The organism is Pseudomonas sp. LAIL14HWK12:I10, from assembly GCF_900184205.1.
Lineage (GTDB): Bacteria > Pseudomonadota > Gammaproteobacteria > Pseudomonadales > Pseudomonadaceae > Aquipseudomonas > Aquipseudomonas kermanshahensis.
On the sequence record NZ_FXWU01000009.1, the window covers coordinates 36,634 to 54,517 of the forward strand.

A 17,884-nucleotide genomic window follows, 5' to 3' on the forward strand; every position below is an offset into this window, starting at 1 on the left:
TCGTTTCCGGGTAGAATGCTCGTTCGCATGCGGCCTCAGGGCTGCACGGGCGACTCATGGGGCCGCCCTCCATCCCTACGTGTGGAAGATCCTGCCGATATGTTTGCGCCTTTGTTAAAGAAACTTTTTGGAAGCAAGAATGAGCGTGAAGTCAAACGCATGCTCAAGACGGTGACTATCGTCAATGCCTTCGAAGAGAAGATGGTGGCCCTCTCCGATGAGCAACTGCGGGGCAAGACCGCAGAGTTCAAGGAGCGCTTGGCCAAAGGCGAGACACTGGACCAATTGCTGCCCGAAGCCTTCGCTGTCGCCCGTGAGGCCGGCAAGCGCGTCATGGGCATGCGCCACTTCGACGTGCAGCTGATCGGCGGCATGACCCTGCACGAGGGCATGATCGCAGAAATGCGCACCGGTGAAGGCAAGACCTTGGTCGGTACCCTGGCCGTCTACCTCAACGCATTGTCCGGCAAAGGCGTGCACGTGGTCACCGTCAACGACTACCTGGCCCGCCGTGACGCCAACTGGATGCGCCCGCTGTACGAGTTCCTCGGCCTGTCCGTGGGCATCGTCTCGGCCTTCCAGCCGCCGGAAGAAAAGCGCGCTGCCTACGCCTCCGACATCACCTACGGCACCAACAACGAATTCGGTTTCGACTACCTGCGCGACAACATGGCGTTCAGCCAGGAAGAGAAGTTCCAGCGTGAACTCAACTTCGCGGTGATCGACGAAGTCGACTCGATCCTCATCGACGAAGCCCGTACCCCGCTGATCATCTCTGGTCAGGCCGAGGACAGCTCCAAGCTGTACATCGAGATCAACCGCCTGATCCCACGCCTGACCCAGCACATCGAAGAAGTCGAAGGCCAGGTCACCCAGGAAGGCCACTTCACCATCGATGAGAAGAGCCGCCAGGTCGAACTCAACGAAGCCGGTCACCAGTTCATCGAAGAGATGCTCACCCAGGCTGGCCTGCTGGCCGAAGGCGAGAGCCTCTACTCGGCGCACAACCTGGGCCTGCTGACCCACGTCTACGCCGGCCTGCGCGCGCACAAACTGTTCCACCGTAACGTCGAGTACATCGTCCAGGATGGCCAAGTCCTGCTGATCGACGAGCACACCGGCCGTACCATGCCTGGCCGTCGCCTGTCCGAAGGCCTGCACCAGGCCATCGAGGCCAAAGAAAACCTGAACATTCAGGCCGAGAGCCAGACCCTGGCGTCGACCACCTTCCAGAACTACTTCCGTCTTTACACCAAGCTGTCCGGCATGACCGGTACCGCCGACACCGAAGCGTTCGAGTTCCAGTCGATCTACGGCCTCAACGTGATGGTGATCCCGCCGAACAAGCCGTTGGCGCGTAAGGACTTCAACGACCTGGTGTACCTGACCGCCGACGAGAAATACGCCGCGATCATTGCCGACATCAAAGAGAGCATGACCCAGGGCCGTCCGGTGCTGGTGGGTACCGCCACCATCGAGACCTCCGAGCACATGTCCAACCTTCTGCAGAAGGAAGGCATCGAGCACAAGGTCCTCAACGCCAAGTACCACGAGAAGGAAGCCGAGATCATCGCCCAGGCCGGTGCGCCAGGTGCGTTGACCATCGCCACCAACATGGCCGGCCGTGGTACCGACATTCTGCTGGGCGGTAACTGGGAGGCCGAAGTGGCCGTTCTGGACAACCCGACCCCTGAGCAGATCGCCCAGATCAAGGCCGACTGGCAGAAGCGTCACCAGCAGGTGATCGAGTCGGGCGGCCTGCACGTGATCGCTTCCGAGCGTCACGAATCGCGCCGTATCGACAACCAACTGCGTGGTCGTTCCGGCCGTCAGGGTGACCCGGGCTCCAGCCGCTTCTACCTGTCGCTCGAAGACAGCCTGATGCGCATCTTCGCCTCTGACCGGGTGAAGAACTTCATGAAGGCGCTGGGCATGCAGTCTGGCGAGGCGATCGAGCATCGCATGGTCACCAACGCCATCGAAAAAGCCCAGCGCAAGGTCGAGGGCCGCAACTTCGACATCCGCAAGCAGTTGCTTGAATACGATGACGTGGCCAACGAGCAGCGCAAGGTGATCTACCACATGCGCAACAGCCTGCTGGCGGCCGAGAACATTGGCGATACCATCGCCGAATTCCGCAAGGAAGTGCTGGACGCTACCATCAGCCAGCACATTCCGCCGCAATCGCTGCCCGAGCAGTGGGACGTGGCCGGCCTGGAAGCCTCGCTGTCGAGCGATTTCGCCATGAAGCTGCCGATCCAGCAATGGCTCGACGAGGACGACCACCTCTACGAAGAAACCCTGCGCGAGAAGCTGCTGAGCGAGATCACCAGCGCCTACACCGAGAAGGAAGACCAGGCCGGCATCGACGCCCTGCGTACCTTCGAGAAGCAGATTCTGCTGCGCGTGCTGGACGACCTGTGGAAAGACCACCTGTCGACCATGGACCACCTGCGCCACGGCATTCACCTGCGCGGTTATGCGCAGAAGAACCCGAAGCAGGAGTACAAGCGCGAGTCGTTCACCTTGTTCCAGGAGCTGCTCGAGTCGATCAAGCGCGACACCATCCGCGTGTTGTCGCACGTTCAGGTGCGCCGCGAAGACCCGATCGAAGAAGAAGCCCGCCTGCGCCGCGAAGCCGAAGAGCTGGCCAGCCGCATGCAGTTCCAGCATGCTGCCGCGCCAGGCCTTGAAAGCGAAGCGCTGAACGAGGAGGGCGCCGAAGTGGCCGTGGCCGCAGCGCCGGTGCGCAACGACCAGAAGCTGGGCCGTAACGAGCCATGCTGGTGCGGTTCGGGCAAGAAGTTCAAGCATTGCCATGGTCAGATTGAATGATCTGATCCACTCGCAGTAACGTGACACAACCGGGGGCCGCTTTGCGGCCCTTTCGCGACACAAGGCCGCTCCTACAGGCATCACGACGCCCCTGTAGGAGCGGCCTTGTGTCGCGATGGGGCGCGAAGCGGCCCCGCTTTTTGCAATCAACCGAATTTTCTAGGAGCGCTCTAATGGCTGTTGGTCTTGGTCCTTTGCCCACCCTGCACCCGGTTCCGGGTTTTGAACTCGGCATCGCTTCTGCCGGCATCAAGCGCCCTGGGCGCAAGGATGTGGTGGTCATGCGCTGTGCCGAAGGCTCCAGCGTCGCTGGCGTGTTCACCCTCAACGCCTTCTGCGCAGCACCGGTGATCCTCTCCAAGCAGCGTGTTCAGGGCACTGTGCGTTACCTGCTGACCAACACCGGCAACGCCAACGCCGGTACCGGTGCACCGGGCCTGGCCGCTGCCGAGCGCACCTGCGCCAAGCTCGCCGAGCTGACCGGCGTGCCGGCCGAGTCGGTATTGCCGTTCTCCACTGGCGTAATCGGCGAACCGCTGCCGGTCGAGAAGATCGAAGGCGCCCTGCAGGCCGCCCTGGACAACCTGTCGGAAAACAACTGGGCTGAAGCCGCCACCGGCATCATGACCACCGACACCCTGCCCAAGGGTGCCAGCCGCCAGTTCCAGCACGATGGCGTGACCGTGACCGTGACCGGCATCAGCAAAGGCGCCGGCATGATCCGCCCGAACATGGCCACCATGCTCGGCTACATCGCCACTGACGCCAAGGTCGCACCCAAGGTGCTCAAGGACCTGATGCTCGACGGCGCCAACAAGTCGTTCAACCGCATCACCATCGATGGCGACACCTCGACCAACGACTGCTGCATGCTGATCGCCACCGGCAAGGCCAACCTGCCTGAAGTCACCGAAGCCAGCGGTGCGCTGTTCGAAGCCCTGAAAAAGGCGGTGTTCGACGTGTGCATGGAGGTGGCCCAGGCCATCGTCCGTGATGGCGAAGGCGCCACCAAGTTCGTCACGGTGCAGGTCAACGGGGGTGGTAACCACCAGGAATGCCTGGACGTCGGTTACGCCGTCGCTCACTCGCCGCTGATCAAGACCGCGCTGTTCGCCTCTGACCCCAACTGGGGCCGCATCCTGGCCGCCGTCGGCCGTGCTGGCGTGCCGGAGCTGGATGTCAGCCTGATCGATGTGTACCTGGACAACGTCTGCATTGCCAGCCAAGGCGGGCGCAGCCCGAGCTACACCGAAGCGCAAGGCTCTGCGGTCATGGCCCAGGAAGAGATCACCATCCGCATCGAACTGGGCCGTGGTGCCTGCAGCGAAACCATCTGGACCACCGACCTGTCCCACGAGTACGTGAAGATCAACGCCGAATACCGCACCTGATTCAATTGGGGCCGCTTTGCGGCCCTTCGCGGCACAAGGCCGCTCCTACACCGGTCTGCGCTGTACCTGTAGGAGCGGCCTTGCTTCGCGAAGGGCTGGGAAGCAGCCCCAAAACCCCGACAAATGGAGCCGAACCATGAGCTATCACCTGATCATCGGCGACAAGCTGTATTCTTCCTGGTCGCTACGCGGCGCCCTGGCCCTTGAACTGGCCGGCGTCCCCTACGAAGAAACCCTGATCAAACTCAACCAGCCCGACACCCGTCAGCGCCTGCTTGCCTACTCTGCCACCGGCAAAGTGCCGCTGCTCAAGACCGAGCATGGCGTGATCGCCGACTCCCTGGCCATCGCCGAATACCTCAACGAACGCCACCCCGAAGCGCAGCTGTGGCCCGCCGACGTGGCCGCCCGTGCCCAAGCCCGTTCGGCCTGCGCGCAGATGCACAGCGGCTTCTTCGCCTTGCGCGGGGCGATGCCGTTCGACCTGTCCCGTGACCAGGCCCTTGAGTCTGTGCCGCTGGAGGTGCAGATCGACATCGACCGTATCGTCGCGCTGTGGTCCGAATGCCGCCTGGTCGCCAAGGACACGGGCCCATTCCTGTTCGGCAAGCCGACCCTGGTCGATGCCTACTTCGCCCCGGTGGCGGTGCGCTTGCGCAGCTACCGCGTCGAAGTCCCGGCAGAGGCAGCGGCTTACATCGAGACTATTTACCAATGGCCGGCGTTCAAAGCCTGGCAGCAGGCTGGCCTGGCGGAGCGCGAAGGGTGAAACGCATTCATGTAGCAGCAGCGGTGATCCGCGGTGCCGATGGCCGCATTCTGATTGCGCGGCGGGCAGATACCCAGCACCAGGGCGGCCTTTGGGAGTTCCCGGGTGGCAAGGTGGAAGAGGGCGAAAGCGTCGAGGCGGCGCTGGCCCGTGAGCTGCGCGAGGAACTGGGTATCGACGTGACCCGGTCGCGGGCGCTGATCAAGGTCAGCCATGACTACCCGGACAAACAGGTGCTGCTGGACGTTCGCGTTGTCGAAGCGTTCACGGGTGAACCCCATGGCGCCGAGGGCCAGCCTTTGGAGTGGGTAGCACCGCGCGACCTCGCGCAGTACGACTTCCCTGCCGCCAACAGGCCGATTGTTGCCGCTGCACGGCTGCCGGATCAGTACCTGATCACGCCGGAGGGCCTGGAAGTGCCGCAGATGCTCAAAGGCATCCAGAAGGCCGTGGCCGACGGCACCCGGCTGATCCAGCTGCGAGCGCCGGACATGTACGACCCCAAGTATCGCGATGTGGCGGTGGATGCGGTCGGCCTGTGCGGTGGCAAGGCCCAGTTGATGCTCAAAGGGCCGCTGGAGTGGCTGGGCGACTTCCCGTCGGCCGGTTGGCACCTGACGGCCGCGCAGTTGCGCAAGTATGCCGCCAAGGGGCGACCGTTCCCTGAGCACCGCTGGTTGGCGGCGTCGTGCCACAGTACCGAAGAGCTGGCATTGGCGGAGCAGATGGGGGTCGATTTTGTCACCTTGTCGCCGGTGCAGCCGACCCAGACGCATCCTGAAGCGTTGCCTTTGGGGTGGGAAGCGGCGCAGCGGGCGATTGCAGGTTTCAGCCGGCCAGTGTTCTTGCTGGGTGGGGTAGGGCCGGGTGATCTTGAGCGGGCCTGGGAGGCGGGCGCGCAGGGTGTGGCCGGGATCCGGGCGTTCTGGCCTGAGCTCTGAGTCGCTTGTGATTGGGGCCGCAGTGCGGCCCATTCGCGGGCAAGCCCGCTCCCACAGGTAACTGCGCAGGCTCAGACCTTGTGAGGGCCCGGTAGGAGCTTGCCCGCGAATGGGCTGCGTAGCAGCCCCAGCACTCTCAGCTTTCAGGCTTCGGCGCAGGCTGCCACAACACCTCGGCAACCCCCTGCCGCCGCCCAATGATCCGCGCTGCCACAAACAACAGATCCGACAGCCGGTTGATATACGCCAACCCAGCACCCTCCAGTGGCTCCAGCGCATTCAGTTGCTGACACCGCCGCTCCGCACTGCGCGCCAGGCACCGGCACACATGCGCCTGCGCCACCAACGCCGAACCACTGGGCAGGATGAAATTCTTCAACGGCCCCAGCTCTTCGTTCCACACGTCGATTGCCGCTTCCAGCCGCTCCACCTCGGCCTGGTTCAGCGCCTGGTAGCTGGGCATTGCCAGCTCGCCACCGAGGTCGAACAAGCGGTGCTGACAGGGCGCAAGCACATCGCTCACTTCGTCCAGCCCCTGCTCAGCCAGGCCGGCGAGCAGCACCCCTAACTGGCTGTTGAGGCTATCCACCTCGCCGATGGCTTCGATACGCGGGTGGTCCTTGGGCACCCGGCGGCCGTCGCCCAGGCCGGTTTCGCCTTTGTCGCCAGTGCGGGTGTAGATCTTCGACAGGCGGTAGCCCATGTCATGCCTCCGTGGTGTTTGGTGCCGTCGCTGCCGGCTGGCCGAGGGGCAGGCGCAAGGTGAAGCAGGTGCCCTGGCCGGGCGTGGACTGCACCTCCATCTGCCCCTTGTGGTTGTTGGTGATGATGAAATACGAAACCGAAAGGCCAAGGCCTGTGCCCTGGCCGATCTCCTTGGTGGTGAAGAACGGCTCGAAGGTGCGCTTGCGCACCGCTTCAGGCATGCCCACGCCGTTGTCCTCTACCTGGATTTCGGCCCAGGGTGGATTGAGCCGGGTGCGCAGGGTGATTCGGCCGGGCTCGCTGGGTTGCGGGCGCAGGTGGATGGCCTGGGCGGCATTTTTCAGCAGGTTGAGCAGTACTTGTTCCAGCTCGTTGGCGGTGCAAGGCACTGGCCCAAGGTTTGGGTCGAACTGGCGGACAATGGCCTGGCCCTTGAAGTCAAAGCCAATGGTCAGGTCGAAGTCGTTGCTGGCGATTTCCACAGCCTGGTCGATCAGCGCTGGCAGGTCGCAAGGTGCCAACTGGCGGTTGCTGCGGCGGCTGAAACTAAGCATGTGGGTGACTATCTTGGCCGCCCTGGCGCCGGCCTGTTGAATGCCGTCGAGCAGTTGCGGCACTTCGCGGCTTTCGAGGTAACGGTTGACGGTGGGCAGGTCGATGCCCAGCTCTTCGGCCTGCTCCTGGTTGCGCGGCAACTCCGGGGACAGGCGCCGACGAATATTCTGCACGTTATGCAGGATTGCCCCCAGCGGGTTGTTGATCTCGTGCGCCATGCCCGCAGCCAGGCCGCCCACCGAGAGCATCTTTTCCGATTGCACCATCATTTCTTCCAGCGACAGGCGCTGGGTAATGTCGTCGATGCGGATCACCACGCCGCGGCCGCCGCCGCCCATCAGCGGATAGAACGTCAGGGCGTAGTGGCGCAGGTCCTCGCCCTTGGGCCAGGTCACCCGCTCGATTTTCGCCACTCGGTGTTTCTCTACGGTTTCCTTGAGCTGCGGCAAAAACGGTTTGAGCGGCTCGAAAGCGATGAAGATCGGCTGGTTCAGCGCCTCGTCCAGGGGCGTTCCGGAGAGTACCGTGGCCTCGTGGTTCCACTGGGTGACGTAGAGCTGCTCGTCGAGGGCGATCAGCGCCGAGGGCATGGAGTCGATGATGCTGTTGAGGTAGTTCTGGAAGCCTGTGAGTTTTTTCTCGATCTTGCTACGCACCTGGACTTCCAGCTCCAGCTTGCGGTTGGTGTGGCGGGTTTCTTCGGCCAGGCCCTGGGCCTGGTCATAGGCGGTCTGGAATTCGTCGCGGGTGCGCTTGAGCTGCTGCTCGCGGGCCTCGATGCGCGAGAGCATGGTGTTGAAGGCCTCGGCCAGGCTGCCGATTTCGTCATCGTTACCGCGGCGGGCACGCAGGGCGTAGCTTTCTTCGCGGGTGACCTGGCGGCTGAGCTCTTCGAGCTGGTTGATCGGCTGGGTGATCAGGCGCTTGATCTGCCGCGCAACGACGATCCACAGCAGGATGCTGAACACCAGGATACCGAGGCTGGCACTGAGCGTGCCGGTGTAGAAGGCGGTCGGCAGTTCGCTGCTGGCCACCAGCAGCAGGTGGGCAGGTGGGTCGGCTTCGCGGGGGATGCGAATCAACTGCGTGCTGCGAAATTCCATCAGGCGCCAGCCGTCGATGTTACGAAAGCGCTTGGGCAACGCCAGCGGTTCGCCGTGCTGCAGCTGCGCCAGCATGCGGCCGTCACCGCCGTAGACGGCGGCGGCGCGCAGTGGCATGTAGCTGTCCAGCTCCTTGAGCAGGGCATTGGCGCTGTCTGCGCTGTCGCCGGCACGCGCCGACAGCTGCGGGTTGGCGATCAGCCGGCCGATGGTCTGCAGCGCCTGGGGCGCCATGCTCTCCTGGGTGATCCAGTAGGCGGCGCTGATGAAGGTCAGGTTGGCCACCAACAGAATGGTCACCAGCAGCACCAGCAGGGCCGCCAGCAGCTTTTGCCCGACCGGGAGGTTTTCCAGGCGTTGGCGCAGGGTCATGGGCAAGGCAGTGTCCGTATCCGGTTGAAAGGGCCAGCGTCAGGCGCTGGGCAAGCCGCGTGCCTGCAGGTTATCGACCAGTCGCTGGTGCAGGCGTTCCAGTTCCGGCAACGCCACGCCATGCCGCTCGGCGGCGCGGCACACATGGCCGAGCAGGTAGTGGACCTCGGTACGTCGGCCCGCGCGCACGTCCTGGTACATGGAAGAGTAGTTGGCGGCGGTGGCGAGGATCACCCGTTGCACTTCTTCGTCCAGGTCCTCGGCAGCCTGGGGTTGGCCACAGCGGTGCAGCAGCTCTGCCAGCTCGTCGCACAGGGCGGTCACTTCGGCCAGGTGCTCCAGCAGGCCGCCATTGCGACACTCATGCAGCACGGTCAGCGGGTTGATCGCGCAATTGAGTGCCAGCTTGCGCCACAGCCGGGTGAGGATATCCACGGTCCATTCGGCCGGGATACCGGCATCGTGCAGGTCATCGAACCACGCCGGGATCCCGGGTTTGAGTGGGTCACCCAGCCAGTTGAAGCCGTGGCCGGCGAAGCGCACCTGCCAATCGCCCTCGCGGAACGCCCCTTCGGTGCTGGAGGCGAAGATGCAACGGGCATGGGGCACCTGGTCGGCGACCTCGTCCTGGCTGCCCAGGCCGTTCTGCAGCAGCACCAGCTCTGCACCTTCGGCCAGCCGCGGTGCCAGGCGCTTGATGGCCGGCGCCGCGTCGTACGCCTTGCAGGCCACCAGCAGGCGGTGAATAGGACCATGGGCGTCGGCCGTTTCGGCGGGGATCGCGTAATGCCTGGAGGTGTCCTGCTCGAACAAGGTCAGGCCGCCCAAACGTTGATAGGCCTGCAGCCGCTGCTCGTCGCGCAGGATCAAACGTACCGCCTTGCCGGCGCGCGCCAGGCGGCAAGCCCACAGGCTGCCCAGGCTACCCACGCCGAGAATATGCCAGGTGCTGCTCATATGCGTTTCGCAACCCGTTATAATGAGCCCGCATTTTAACCATCTAACTCAGCGTGCTCCATCTTCAGGCCGAGCGCGCTTTTATTTTTGGAGAATACCCATGCCTTCGTTCGACGTGGTATCGGAACTGGACAAGCACGAAGTGCAGAACGCTGTAGACAACGCCGTCAAGGAGCTCGATCGCCGTTTTGACCTCAAGGGCAAGGGCAGCTTCGAGTTCAAGGACAAGGAACAGACCGTGCTGCTGACCGCCGAGGCCGAATTCCAGCTCGAGGCGATGATCGAGATCCTGCGCGGTGCGCTGGTCAAGCGCAAGATCGATGTCAAATGCTTGGAAACCAAGGATGCCTATGCGTCCGGCAAAGAAATGAAACAGGAAGCCAAGTTCCGCGAAGGCATCGACAAAGAGCTGGCGAAGAAGATCGTCGCCCACATCAAGGATGCCAAGCTCAAGGTCCAGGCTTCCATCCAGGGTGAGCAGGTGCGTGTCACCGGCAAGAAGCGTGACGACCTGCAAGAGGCGATCGCTGCCCTGCGCGCCAAGGAATTCGACATGCCGCTGCAGTTCAACAACTTCCGCGATTGATCGAAGCGTCACCAGGAACCTCGATGGCGTAATGATGTCCATGGGGGCCGTGGCCGCGGAAATGCCCGCGGCCAGTTTTACCGTGCACATGCCGTTCGGCATCAGGAGATGAACATGGATTTGAACGCTGAAGTCGATCAGCTGGTCCGCCAATCCCAAGCCTGGGTCCCGTTGATCATGGAGTACGGCAGCCGCGTGTGCCTGGCGTTGCTGACCCTGGCCATCGGCTGGTGGGTCATCAACAAGGTCAGCGCGCGCCTGGGCAAGCTGGTCGGCCTGCGCAATGCCGACCTGGCATTGCAGGGGTTCATCAGCACCCTGGCCAATATCATCCTGAAGATCCTGCTGTTCGTCAGCGTGGCGTCGATGATCGGCATCGAGACCACCTCCTTCGTTGCGGCTATCGGTGCTGCCGGCCTGGCCATTGGCCTGGCGTTGCAGGGTAGCCTGGCGAACTTTGCCGGCGGTGTGTTGATCTTGATGTTCCGCCCGTTCCGCATTGGCGATTGGATCGAAGCGCAGGGTGTCAGCGGCACCGTGGACAGCATCCAGATCTTCCACACCGTGCTGCGCACCGGTGACAACAAGACGGTGATCATGCCTAACGGCAGCCTGTCCAACGGCATCATCACCAACACCAACCGCCAGCCGACCCGCAAAGTGGTGTTCGACGTGGGCGTGGATTATGAGGCCGACCTGCAAAAGGCGCGCAACGTGCTGCTGGAACTGGCGCAGGACCCGCGTGTGCTGTCCGACCCGGCACCGCAGGCGGTGATTTCGACGCTGGGCGACAGTTCGATCACCGTGTCGCTGCGTATCTGGACCAAGACGTCCGACTATTGGGATGTGATGTTCATGCTCAACGAGCATGCCCGTGACCGGTTGAAGGCCGAGGGCATCGATATTCCGTTTCCGCAGCGAGTGATTCGTGTGGTGCAGGAGACGGCTACCCAGTAACACCGCTGTTCAAATAAGCCGGGGCCGCTGTGCGCCCCATCGCCGGCAAGCCGGCTCCCACAGGTTCAGGTTGTCATCTAACTGTGTGGGAGCCGGCTTGCCGGCGATGGGGCGTGCAGCGGCCCCGGCTTTTTCACCTCATTACACTTGTTCACAGCTAAACCCCGCCACTTCTGGCATATAGCCTGACCCCACCTGCCTCTACCCGAAGCTCACCATGAAACCACTGCTGTACATCACCCCCCTCCGAGCCTTGCTGTTTGGCCTCACCCTGGCCCTGTTCGAGTTGCTCACTTACCTGGCCAGCGACGCGGTCATGCCGGCCATGCCCGTGGTGGTCGACGACCTGAACGCCAGCCCCGAATACATCCCCCATGCCCTGAACCTGTACCTGCTCGGTGGCGTGGTCCTGCAGTGGCTGATCGGCCCCCTGGCCGACCGCTATGGCCGTCGCCCGCTGCTGTTGGGGGGCTGTGTGTTCTTTGGCGTGGCGTGCCTGGCGACCTTCTGGGTCCATGACATCGGCTTGTTCAACTTGCTGCGCCTGTTGCAGGGCATCGGCCTGGGCTTTGTGGTCACGGTCAGCTACCCGGCCCTGAACGAGGCCTTCAGCGAAGCAGACGCGGTGCGCATGATGGCACTGCTGGCCAACATTGCCCTGCTGTCGCCGCTGCTCGGCCCGCTGGTGGGGACCTTGCTGCTGCAATGGCTGGACTGGCGTTGGCTGTTCGTGGCCTTTGCCATCGGCGCGGTGCTGGCCTGGGTGCTGCTGTACCGCTTGATGCCGGAAACGCTCGGTGTGGAGCGGCGCGATGGTTCGCGGCTGCCGTTCACCCCAATTCACCTGCTGCCACTGTTGTCTGGCTACGGCCAGTTGCTGGCCAACCGGCGGTTTGTCGCTGGCAGCGCTGCCCTTGGCCTGGTCGGCTTGCCTTTGATTGGCTGGATTGGCCTGTCGCCGGTGCTGCTCATCCATGATGAGGGGCTGAGTACGATGGAATATGCCTTGTGGCAATTGCCGGTGTTCGGCGGGCTGATCATGGGCAATCTGATCATCAACCGCATTGCCGACCGTTACCCGCTGCCAGCCCTGGTGCGTGGCGCACTGTGGCCCTACCTGGCTGGCCTGTCGTTGATGGTGCTGGCGACTTGGTACTGGCCGACGGTGACCAGCGTGGTCGCTGGCATGTCGCTGTACGCGCTGGGGTTGGGTGTGGCCAACGCCGTGCTGTACCGCATGACGCTGTTCTCCAGCGAGCAGAGCAAGGGGCTGGTCTCGGCCATGCTGGGGATGATCACCATCGCCTTGCTGGGCCTGGGTGGGGCACTGCTGGCGATGATCGGGGCAGGTGCCAGCCTGCTTCACTTTGCCTTGGCAGCCAGCGTGGCGGGTGCGCTGGCGCTCTGGCCGTTGTGGTTCGTGGTGGGTGGCCGCCCTGGGGAAGGGGCGGTGGCTCAGTAGTTTTAGTTACCTGTACTGGCCTCTTCGCGGGTAAACCCGCTCCCACAGGGATAGCGCAAGGCTCAGGGCCCGTGCTGAACCTGTGGGAGCGTGGCGGGTGCGCTGGCGCTCTGGCCGTTGTGGTTCGTGGTGGGTGGCCGCCCTGGGGAAGGGGCGGTGGCTCAGTAGCAGAAACCTGTGGGAGCGGGTTTACCCGCGAAGAGGCCCGCACAAACCACCGCAGTACGCTCAGGGCCGTTCGGCCGCTGGGTTCTCCTCGGGCACGGGCTTGCCGCGCCCGGCCTCCTGACGCCACTGCAGGGCGATCAGAATCAACGTCGGCACGCCCAGCAGGGCGGTGATCAGGAAGAAGTCGTGGTAACCGAACTTCTCCACCATAACCCCCGAATAGCCGCCAATCAGCCGTGGCAGCAACAGCATGATCGAGCTCAGCAGCGCGTACTGGGTGGCCGAGAACTTCAGGTTGGTCAGGCTCGACAGGTAGGCGACGAACGCCGAGGTGGCCATGCCAGAGCTGAAGTTGTCCAGCGAGATGGTGACCACCAGCATGTCCAGGTTCGGGCCCATGTCGGCCAGCATCAGGAACAGGATGTTGGTCGCCGCCGAGGCCGCGCCACCGATGAACAGGATCGGCATGATGCCGAAGCGCACGATCAACAGGCCGCCGACGCCGGCACCGACCAAGGTCATGATCAGGCCGAAGATCTTGCTGACGCTGGCGATCTGGTCCTTGGTGAAGCCCATGTCGATGTAGAACACGTTGGCCATCACGCCCATCACCGTGTCCGACATGCGGTAGGTGGCAATCAGCCCAAGCAGCAGCAGCGCTTGCCAGCGGTAGCGGGCAATGAAGTCGTTGACCGGGGTAAGCACCGGGGCAAGGCCACGCCGGCCCATGGTCGACAGGCACGCCCAAGTCAGCATCGCGTACAGGATCAGGCGCAGGAAGGCGCGGTCTTCGAGCAGCAGGTCGAGGGGCGTCGCATCACCGAAGAACACGCTGGCCCAGTCGGTATTGAACAGCTGGGTGAAGCTGGCAGGCACCGACACCAGCAGCACGATCAACACGAACACCGACGCCAGTTGGTGCACCAGGCCGTAACGCGCCGCCGACAGCTGAGTACGCAGCGGCACTGACGGTTCACGCATGACCAAAGTGGTGAACAGCGCCGGCAGCATCAACAGGGCGAACATGATGTAGGTGCCGGCCCAGGCCTTGTGCAGGTAGCTGAAACCGGTGGAGCCAAACCATTCGGCGAAGAACAGCGCACCGGCCGTGGCCAGCAGGGCCGCCACCCGGTAACCGGCCATGTAGCTGGCAGCCAGGGCGGCCTGGCGCTGGTCATCGGCGATTTCCAGGCGATAGGCATCGACGGCGATGTCTTGGGTGGCCGAGGCGAAGGCAACCAGAACCGCCAGGGCGATCAGCCACGACAGGTGCTGCTGTGGGTCGCACAGGCTCATGCCGACCAGCCCGATCACCACCAGTGCCTGCGACAGCAACAGCCACGAACGGCGGCGCCCCAGGCCGCCGAGCAGGGGCAGGCGCCATTGGTCGAGTAGCGGTGACCAGACCCATTTGAACGCATAGGCCAGGCCGATCAGGCTCGCGTAACCAATGGTCTCGCGGGCCACGCCAGCTTCGCGCAGCCATACCGAAAGGGTCGAGAACACCAGCATGTAGGGCAGGCCGGCGGCAAAGCCGAGCAGCAGAAGTACCAGGGTTGACGGGCTGGCATAGGCAGCGAGCGCAGCGCGCCAGGTTTTACGGGGCATGGGCCAACATCTGCCTCAAGTTTGCGAATACAAAGCGCGCACTCTAACCGCTGTGCTCCATCGGGCGCCAGCCATGGCGCGTCATATCCACACGATTATTGGTCACATTTACGCCTTCTGCGCGCAGCCGTGCCCGTTGTTCGTCGCCAGTGGGCGTGCCTAAAGCCAGGCTCAGCCGCCCGCCAGCGCCCAGTACCCGATGCCAGGGCAGGCGAGTGTCGGGTGGTAGCTGCCCGAGGGTACGCCCAACCCAACGTGCCGCGCGGCCAAGGCCCGCCAGCTCGGCAAGCTGGCCGTAGCTGACCACCTTGCCTTCGGGCACTTGCCCAAGTACCGAATACAGGGCCGTTCGTCGGGCCTCTGGCGTTTCCAATGCGTGCGCGTATGCCTCGGACATCAGTGCCCCCGTGGCCTGTGGATGAAACCGGACCAATGGTGACGGTAAATGAGTGTTGAACTCAATCGCAGGCTCCCGGTCTGTCCTTGCTCTGGTTGTCGGTATCTGGATAATCCCCGGCTTTTTTCGTCGAATCGAACCCGTAGTCCGCTTATGTATTCTAGATCCTTGTTGTGCCTGCTAGCTGCTTCCCTGTGCGCCGCGCCTGCGGTTGCCGACACCGTGTGGATGAAAAACGGTGACCGTCTCAGTGGCAAGATCAAAGTCTTCGACGGTGGCAAGCTGCTGCTGGAGACCCCTTATGGTGGGTCTATCGCGCTGGACTGGAAAGCCGTCAAGACCCTGGAAAGCGACCAGGAACTGCTGGTCAAGCAGGACGCCTACAGCGGTGAGCGTGCTAAATCGCTGAAGGCCGCCGAAGACGGCAAGGTCACCCTGGCCAATGGCGAGGCGCCCAAGACCGTCGACCTGGCCAGCATCGAACAGATCATGAAGCCCAAGCCGGTGGTCGAAGACCTGGTCTGGAAAGGCAACGTCGATGTTGCCCTGGACTACAAGCGTGCCGAGAACGACACCGACGACTATGACGTAGGCTTCAAGACCACAGCACGGCATGGCCGCTGGCGGCACAACGCCGAGGGCGAATACAACCGCGAGAGCAAGGACGACGTCACCACCACCGATAACTGGAGTGCCGAGTACGCCCTCGACCGCTTCATTACCGAGAAGTGGTTCTGGCAGGGGCGCATGGAATACAAGCGCGACCACATCGAGGACCTGGCTCGCCAGCGTACCGTGGGTACAGGCCCGGGCTACCAGTTCTGGGACGACGAGCTGGGCGCGTTCTCGCTGGGCTCGCTGATAAACCGTACCGATTTCGAGTACCAGGACGGCGCCAAGGACAACTTCTATGCAGCGGCAGTCAAGTGGGACTACACCCGCTACCTGATCGGCAAGAACGTGCAGCTGTTCACCAATGGCGAAGTTGCCAAGCCGCTGGGCAACGTGGCCGACTACTCGTTGGATGCGGAGGTTGGCCTGCGCTACAAAGTCACCGAATGGGCCTCGCTCAACCTCAAGGCCGAGAAGGACATCATCAGCGGCACGCGTGACAGTGACCTGGACAAGACCCGCTACACGGCAGGCTTTGGCGTGACCTGGTAACGCGCCTACAGTGGCAGCGGCGGGTGATAATGCTTATCTTGTCACCCATCCAGTCCGCCGCCAGGAGCGCCCTTCGTGAGTAACAAAGCCATCCGCCCCGCCCGGGAACTGCTGCTCGAGGAATACCGCGGCGTGCTCTCGACCCATTCCAAGTCCATGCCCGGCTTCCCGTTTGGTTCCGTCGTGCCGTATTGCCTGGATGCACAGGGCAACCCGCTGATTCTCATCAGCCGCATCGCCCAGCACACCCACAACCTGCAAAAAGACCCTAAATGCTCGCTGCTGGTCGGTGAGCGTGAAGCCGAGGATGTGCAGGCGGTCGGCCGCCTGACGGTGATGGCCGAAGCACACAAGCTGGTGGATGAAGCCGCCATCGAGGCCGCTGCCGAGCGCTACTACCGGTACTTCCCCGACGCGGCCAATTACCACAAGGCTCACGATTTCGACTTCTGGGTGCTGCAGCCCGTGCGCCACCGCTACATCGGCGGCTTTGGCGCCATTCACTGGCTTGACCATGTAACCCTGGCCAACCCGTTCGCGGGCAAGGCCGAGGCGAGCATGATCGAACACATGAACAGCGATCACGCCAATGCCATCGCCCATTACGTCGAACTGACCGACCTGCCACGCACAGCCCCTGCGCTGATGGTCGGTGTCGACAGCGAAGGCATGCACCTGCGTATTGGTCAGGGCATCTACTGGCTGCCGTTCCCAAGCCTTTGCAATACGCCGACACAAGTTCGCGAAGCGTTGGTTTTACTGGCACGCGCCGACCAGTGGCCGGTTGCTGCTGAAGTCGAGGGTTGAAATTGGGAGCGGTCGCATCCATCTGAGGTCTTATGGGAAGGTCTCTTCCGTCGAGGAATCTTTGATGCGTGCTTTTTTACTGTTGCTTCTGCTGTTTCCTGTGCTGGAGCTGTTCGTCTTCGTCAAGGTCAGTGCGGCCATCGGGTTTTTCCCGGCGCTGCTGCTGATCATCGCCGGGTCGGCACTGGGTGTGCTGGTGATGCGCGTGGCCGGCCTGGCCACCGCACTGCGTGCCCGTGAAAGCCTGCAGCGCGGCGAACTGCCCGCTGAGGACATGTTCCAGGGGATGATGCTGGCGGTGGGGGGCGGCTTGCTGCTGCTGCCAGGTTTTATCAGCGACGTGCTGGGCCTGATCTGCCTGCTGCCGTTCACCCGTCACCTGGCTGCGCGCAAGATGCGCCAGCGTGCCGAAGAGCAGGCCATGCGCCAGCGTGCGTTTCAGGATGATCCGTTCCAGGCGCAGCCGCCGCGTGATGCCGGCCACCGCCCCAACGTGATTGAGGGCGAGTACGAGCGCCGCGACAAGTGACATTCAGGGGCCGCATCGCGGCCCCTGTTCTTTTTCCGTTCAGCGCTGATTAAAAATTTTCCGTATCAAGCCTTGTAATTGCCTATGGCGGCCTCATGTATGGGTCACCGCAAGGTTTCTGGTGGCGACACCAGACATAACTCAGGTGGTTCGCCCCGCGCGGGCCACCCCCGGCAACGCCGGACCGCATCAACCCGCCGGTGTCGATACCGGCCGATGAAAACCACAATTTGGGAGAGATCGACAATGAAGCTTCGTCCTCTGCATGACCGCGTAGTCATCCGTCGCAGCGAAGAAGAATCGAAAACCGCTGGCGGTATCGTCCTGCCGGGTTCGGCCGCTGAAAAACCAAACCGCGGCGAAGTTGTCGCCGTTGGCACCGGCCGCATCCTGGAAAATGGCGAAGTACGCGCGCTGGCCGTGAAAGTGGGTGACAAAGTGGTTTTCGGCCCTTACTCGGGCAGCAACACCGTGAAAGTCGACGGCGAAGACCTGCTGGTAATGGCCGAGAACGAAATTCTCGCCGTTATCGAAGGCTGATTTCCCCGATTTCCCGTTATTCCAAAGAATTTCAAGGA

16 protein-coding genes are annotated in these 17,884 nt (G+C 63.0%); 11 read left to right on the forward strand and 5 right to left on the reverse strand.

The genetic code is table 11. The features are described 5' to 3' along the window. The first annotated feature begins 99 nt into the window (after positions 1-99). The 4 genes from secA to QOS90_RS19715 all read left to right on the forward strand — a co-directional run bounded on the left by secA (position 100) and on the right by QOS90_RS19715 (position 5,936). Positions 100-2,835, forward strand: a complete 2,736-nt coding sequence (gene secA / locus QOS90_RS19700) for a preprotein translocase subunit SecA (RefSeq protein ID WP_085273642.1) — start codon at positions 100-102, stop codon at positions 2,833-2,835. A gap of 173 nt (positions 2,836-3,008) precedes the next feature. After that, on the forward strand, positions 3,009-4,226 hold the full coding sequence (gene argJ / locus QOS90_RS19705) for a bifunctional glutamate N-acetyltransferase/amino-acid acetyltransferase ArgJ (protein WP_027594024.1): 1,218 nt from the start codon (positions 3,009-3,011) through the stop codon (positions 4,224-4,226). 136 nt (positions 4,227-4,362) lie between these two features. Further along, on the forward strand, positions 4,363-4,995 hold the full coding sequence (locus tag QOS90_RS19710; protein ID WP_085273641.1) for a glutathione S-transferase family protein: 633 nt from the start codon (positions 4,363-4,365) through the stop codon (positions 4,993-4,995). Beyond that, complete coding sequence (locus tag QOS90_RS19715) at positions 4,992-5,936, forward strand: Nudix family hydrolase (RefSeq protein ID WP_085273640.1); 945 nt, start codon at positions 4,992-4,994, stop codon at positions 5,934-5,936. The genes QOS90_RS19710 and QOS90_RS19715 overlap by 4 nt, the downstream gene beginning before the upstream one ends. 136 nt (positions 5,937-6,072) lie before the next feature. Here the strand turns inward: QOS90_RS19715 and QOS90_RS19720 are convergent, their stop codons facing one another. From QOS90_RS19720 to QOS90_RS19730, 3 genes are read right to left on the reverse strand one after another with little or no spacing between them, the layout of a single operon-like run. After that, complete coding sequence (locus QOS90_RS19720; RefSeq protein ID WP_085273639.1) at positions 6,073-6,639, reverse strand: cob(I)yrinic acid a,c-diamide adenosyltransferase; 567 nt, start codon at positions 6,637-6,639, stop codon at positions 6,073-6,075. A gap of 1 nt (position 6,640) precedes the next feature. Continuing rightward, positions 6,641-8,671: an ATP-binding protein gene (locus QOS90_RS19725; RefSeq protein ID WP_085273638.1), complete on the reverse strand. Its 2,031-nt coding sequence runs from the start codon at positions 8,669-8,671 to the stop codon at positions 6,641-6,643. 39 nt (positions 8,672-8,710) lie between these two features. Further along, entirely contained in the window at positions 8,711-9,628 is a 918-nt protein-coding gene (locus QOS90_RS19730) for a putative 2-dehydropantoate 2-reductase (protein WP_085273637.1), read from the reverse strand. Between the two features lie 100 nt (positions 9,629-9,728). Here QOS90_RS19730 and QOS90_RS19735 point away from each other — a divergent pair, with 100 nt between their 5' ends. The 3 genes from QOS90_RS19735 to QOS90_RS19745 all read left to right on the forward strand — a co-directional run bounded on the left by QOS90_RS19735 (position 9,729) and on the right by QOS90_RS19745 (position 12,633). Then, positions 9,729-10,214 (forward strand): YajQ family cyclic di-GMP-binding protein, encoded by a 486-nt coding sequence (locus tag QOS90_RS19735; protein WP_027594030.1) that lies wholly within the window; start codon positions 9,729-9,731, stop codon positions 10,212-10,214. Between the two features lie 114 nt (positions 10,215-10,328). Beyond that, positions 10,329-11,171, forward strand: a complete 843-nt coding sequence (locus tag QOS90_RS19740; RefSeq protein WP_085273636.1) for a mechanosensitive ion channel family protein — start codon at positions 10,329-10,331, stop codon at positions 11,169-11,171. A 217-nt stretch (positions 11,172-11,388) separates the two neighbouring features. Beyond that, positions 11,389-12,633 (forward strand): MFS transporter, encoded by a 1,245-nt coding sequence (locus QOS90_RS19745; protein WP_085273635.1) that lies wholly within the window; start codon positions 11,389-11,391, stop codon positions 12,631-12,633. 228 nt (positions 12,634-12,861) lie between these two features. On the opposite strand, the gene QOS90_RS19750 is transcribed toward QOS90_RS19745, so the two are convergent. Next, on the reverse strand, positions 12,862-14,409 hold the full coding sequence (locus tag QOS90_RS19750) for an AmpG family muropeptide MFS transporter (protein WP_027594033.1): 1,548 nt from the start codon (positions 14,407-14,409) through the stop codon (positions 12,862-12,864). A gap of 43 nt (positions 14,410-14,452) precedes the next feature. Further along, a complete protein-coding gene (locus QOS90_RS19755) occupies positions 14,453-14,806 on the reverse strand; it encodes an MGMT family protein (RefSeq protein ID WP_085273634.1) in 354 nt (117 codons plus the stop codon). Between the two features lie 153 nt (positions 14,807-14,959). On the opposite strand from QOS90_RS19755, the gene QOS90_RS19760 reads away from it, so the two are divergent. The 4 genes from QOS90_RS19760 (at position 14,960) to QOS90_RS19775 (ending at position 17,846) form a co-directional block, all read left to right on the forward strand. Next, positions 14,960-15,970: a DUF481 domain-containing protein gene (locus QOS90_RS19760; RefSeq protein WP_027594035.1), complete on the forward strand. Its 1,011-nt coding sequence runs from the start codon at positions 14,960-14,962 to the stop codon at positions 15,968-15,970. A gap of 75 nt (positions 15,971-16,045) precedes the next feature. Then, on the forward strand, positions 16,046-16,777 hold the full coding sequence (locus QOS90_RS19765) for a HugZ family pyridoxamine 5'-phosphate oxidase (RefSeq protein ID WP_085273633.1): 732 nt from the start codon (positions 16,046-16,048) through the stop codon (positions 16,775-16,777). Positions 16,778-16,841: 64 nt separating this feature from the next. Then, entirely contained in the window at positions 16,842-17,306 is a 465-nt protein-coding gene (locus QOS90_RS19770) for an FxsA family protein (protein WP_027594037.1), read from the forward strand. 246 nt (positions 17,307-17,552) lie between these two features. Beyond that, positions 17,553-17,846, forward strand: coding sequence for a co-chaperone GroES (locus QOS90_RS19775; RefSeq protein WP_012274036.1), 294 nt, complete (start codon positions 17,553-17,555; stop codon positions 17,844-17,846). Positions 17,847-17,884: the final 38 nt, after the last annotated feature.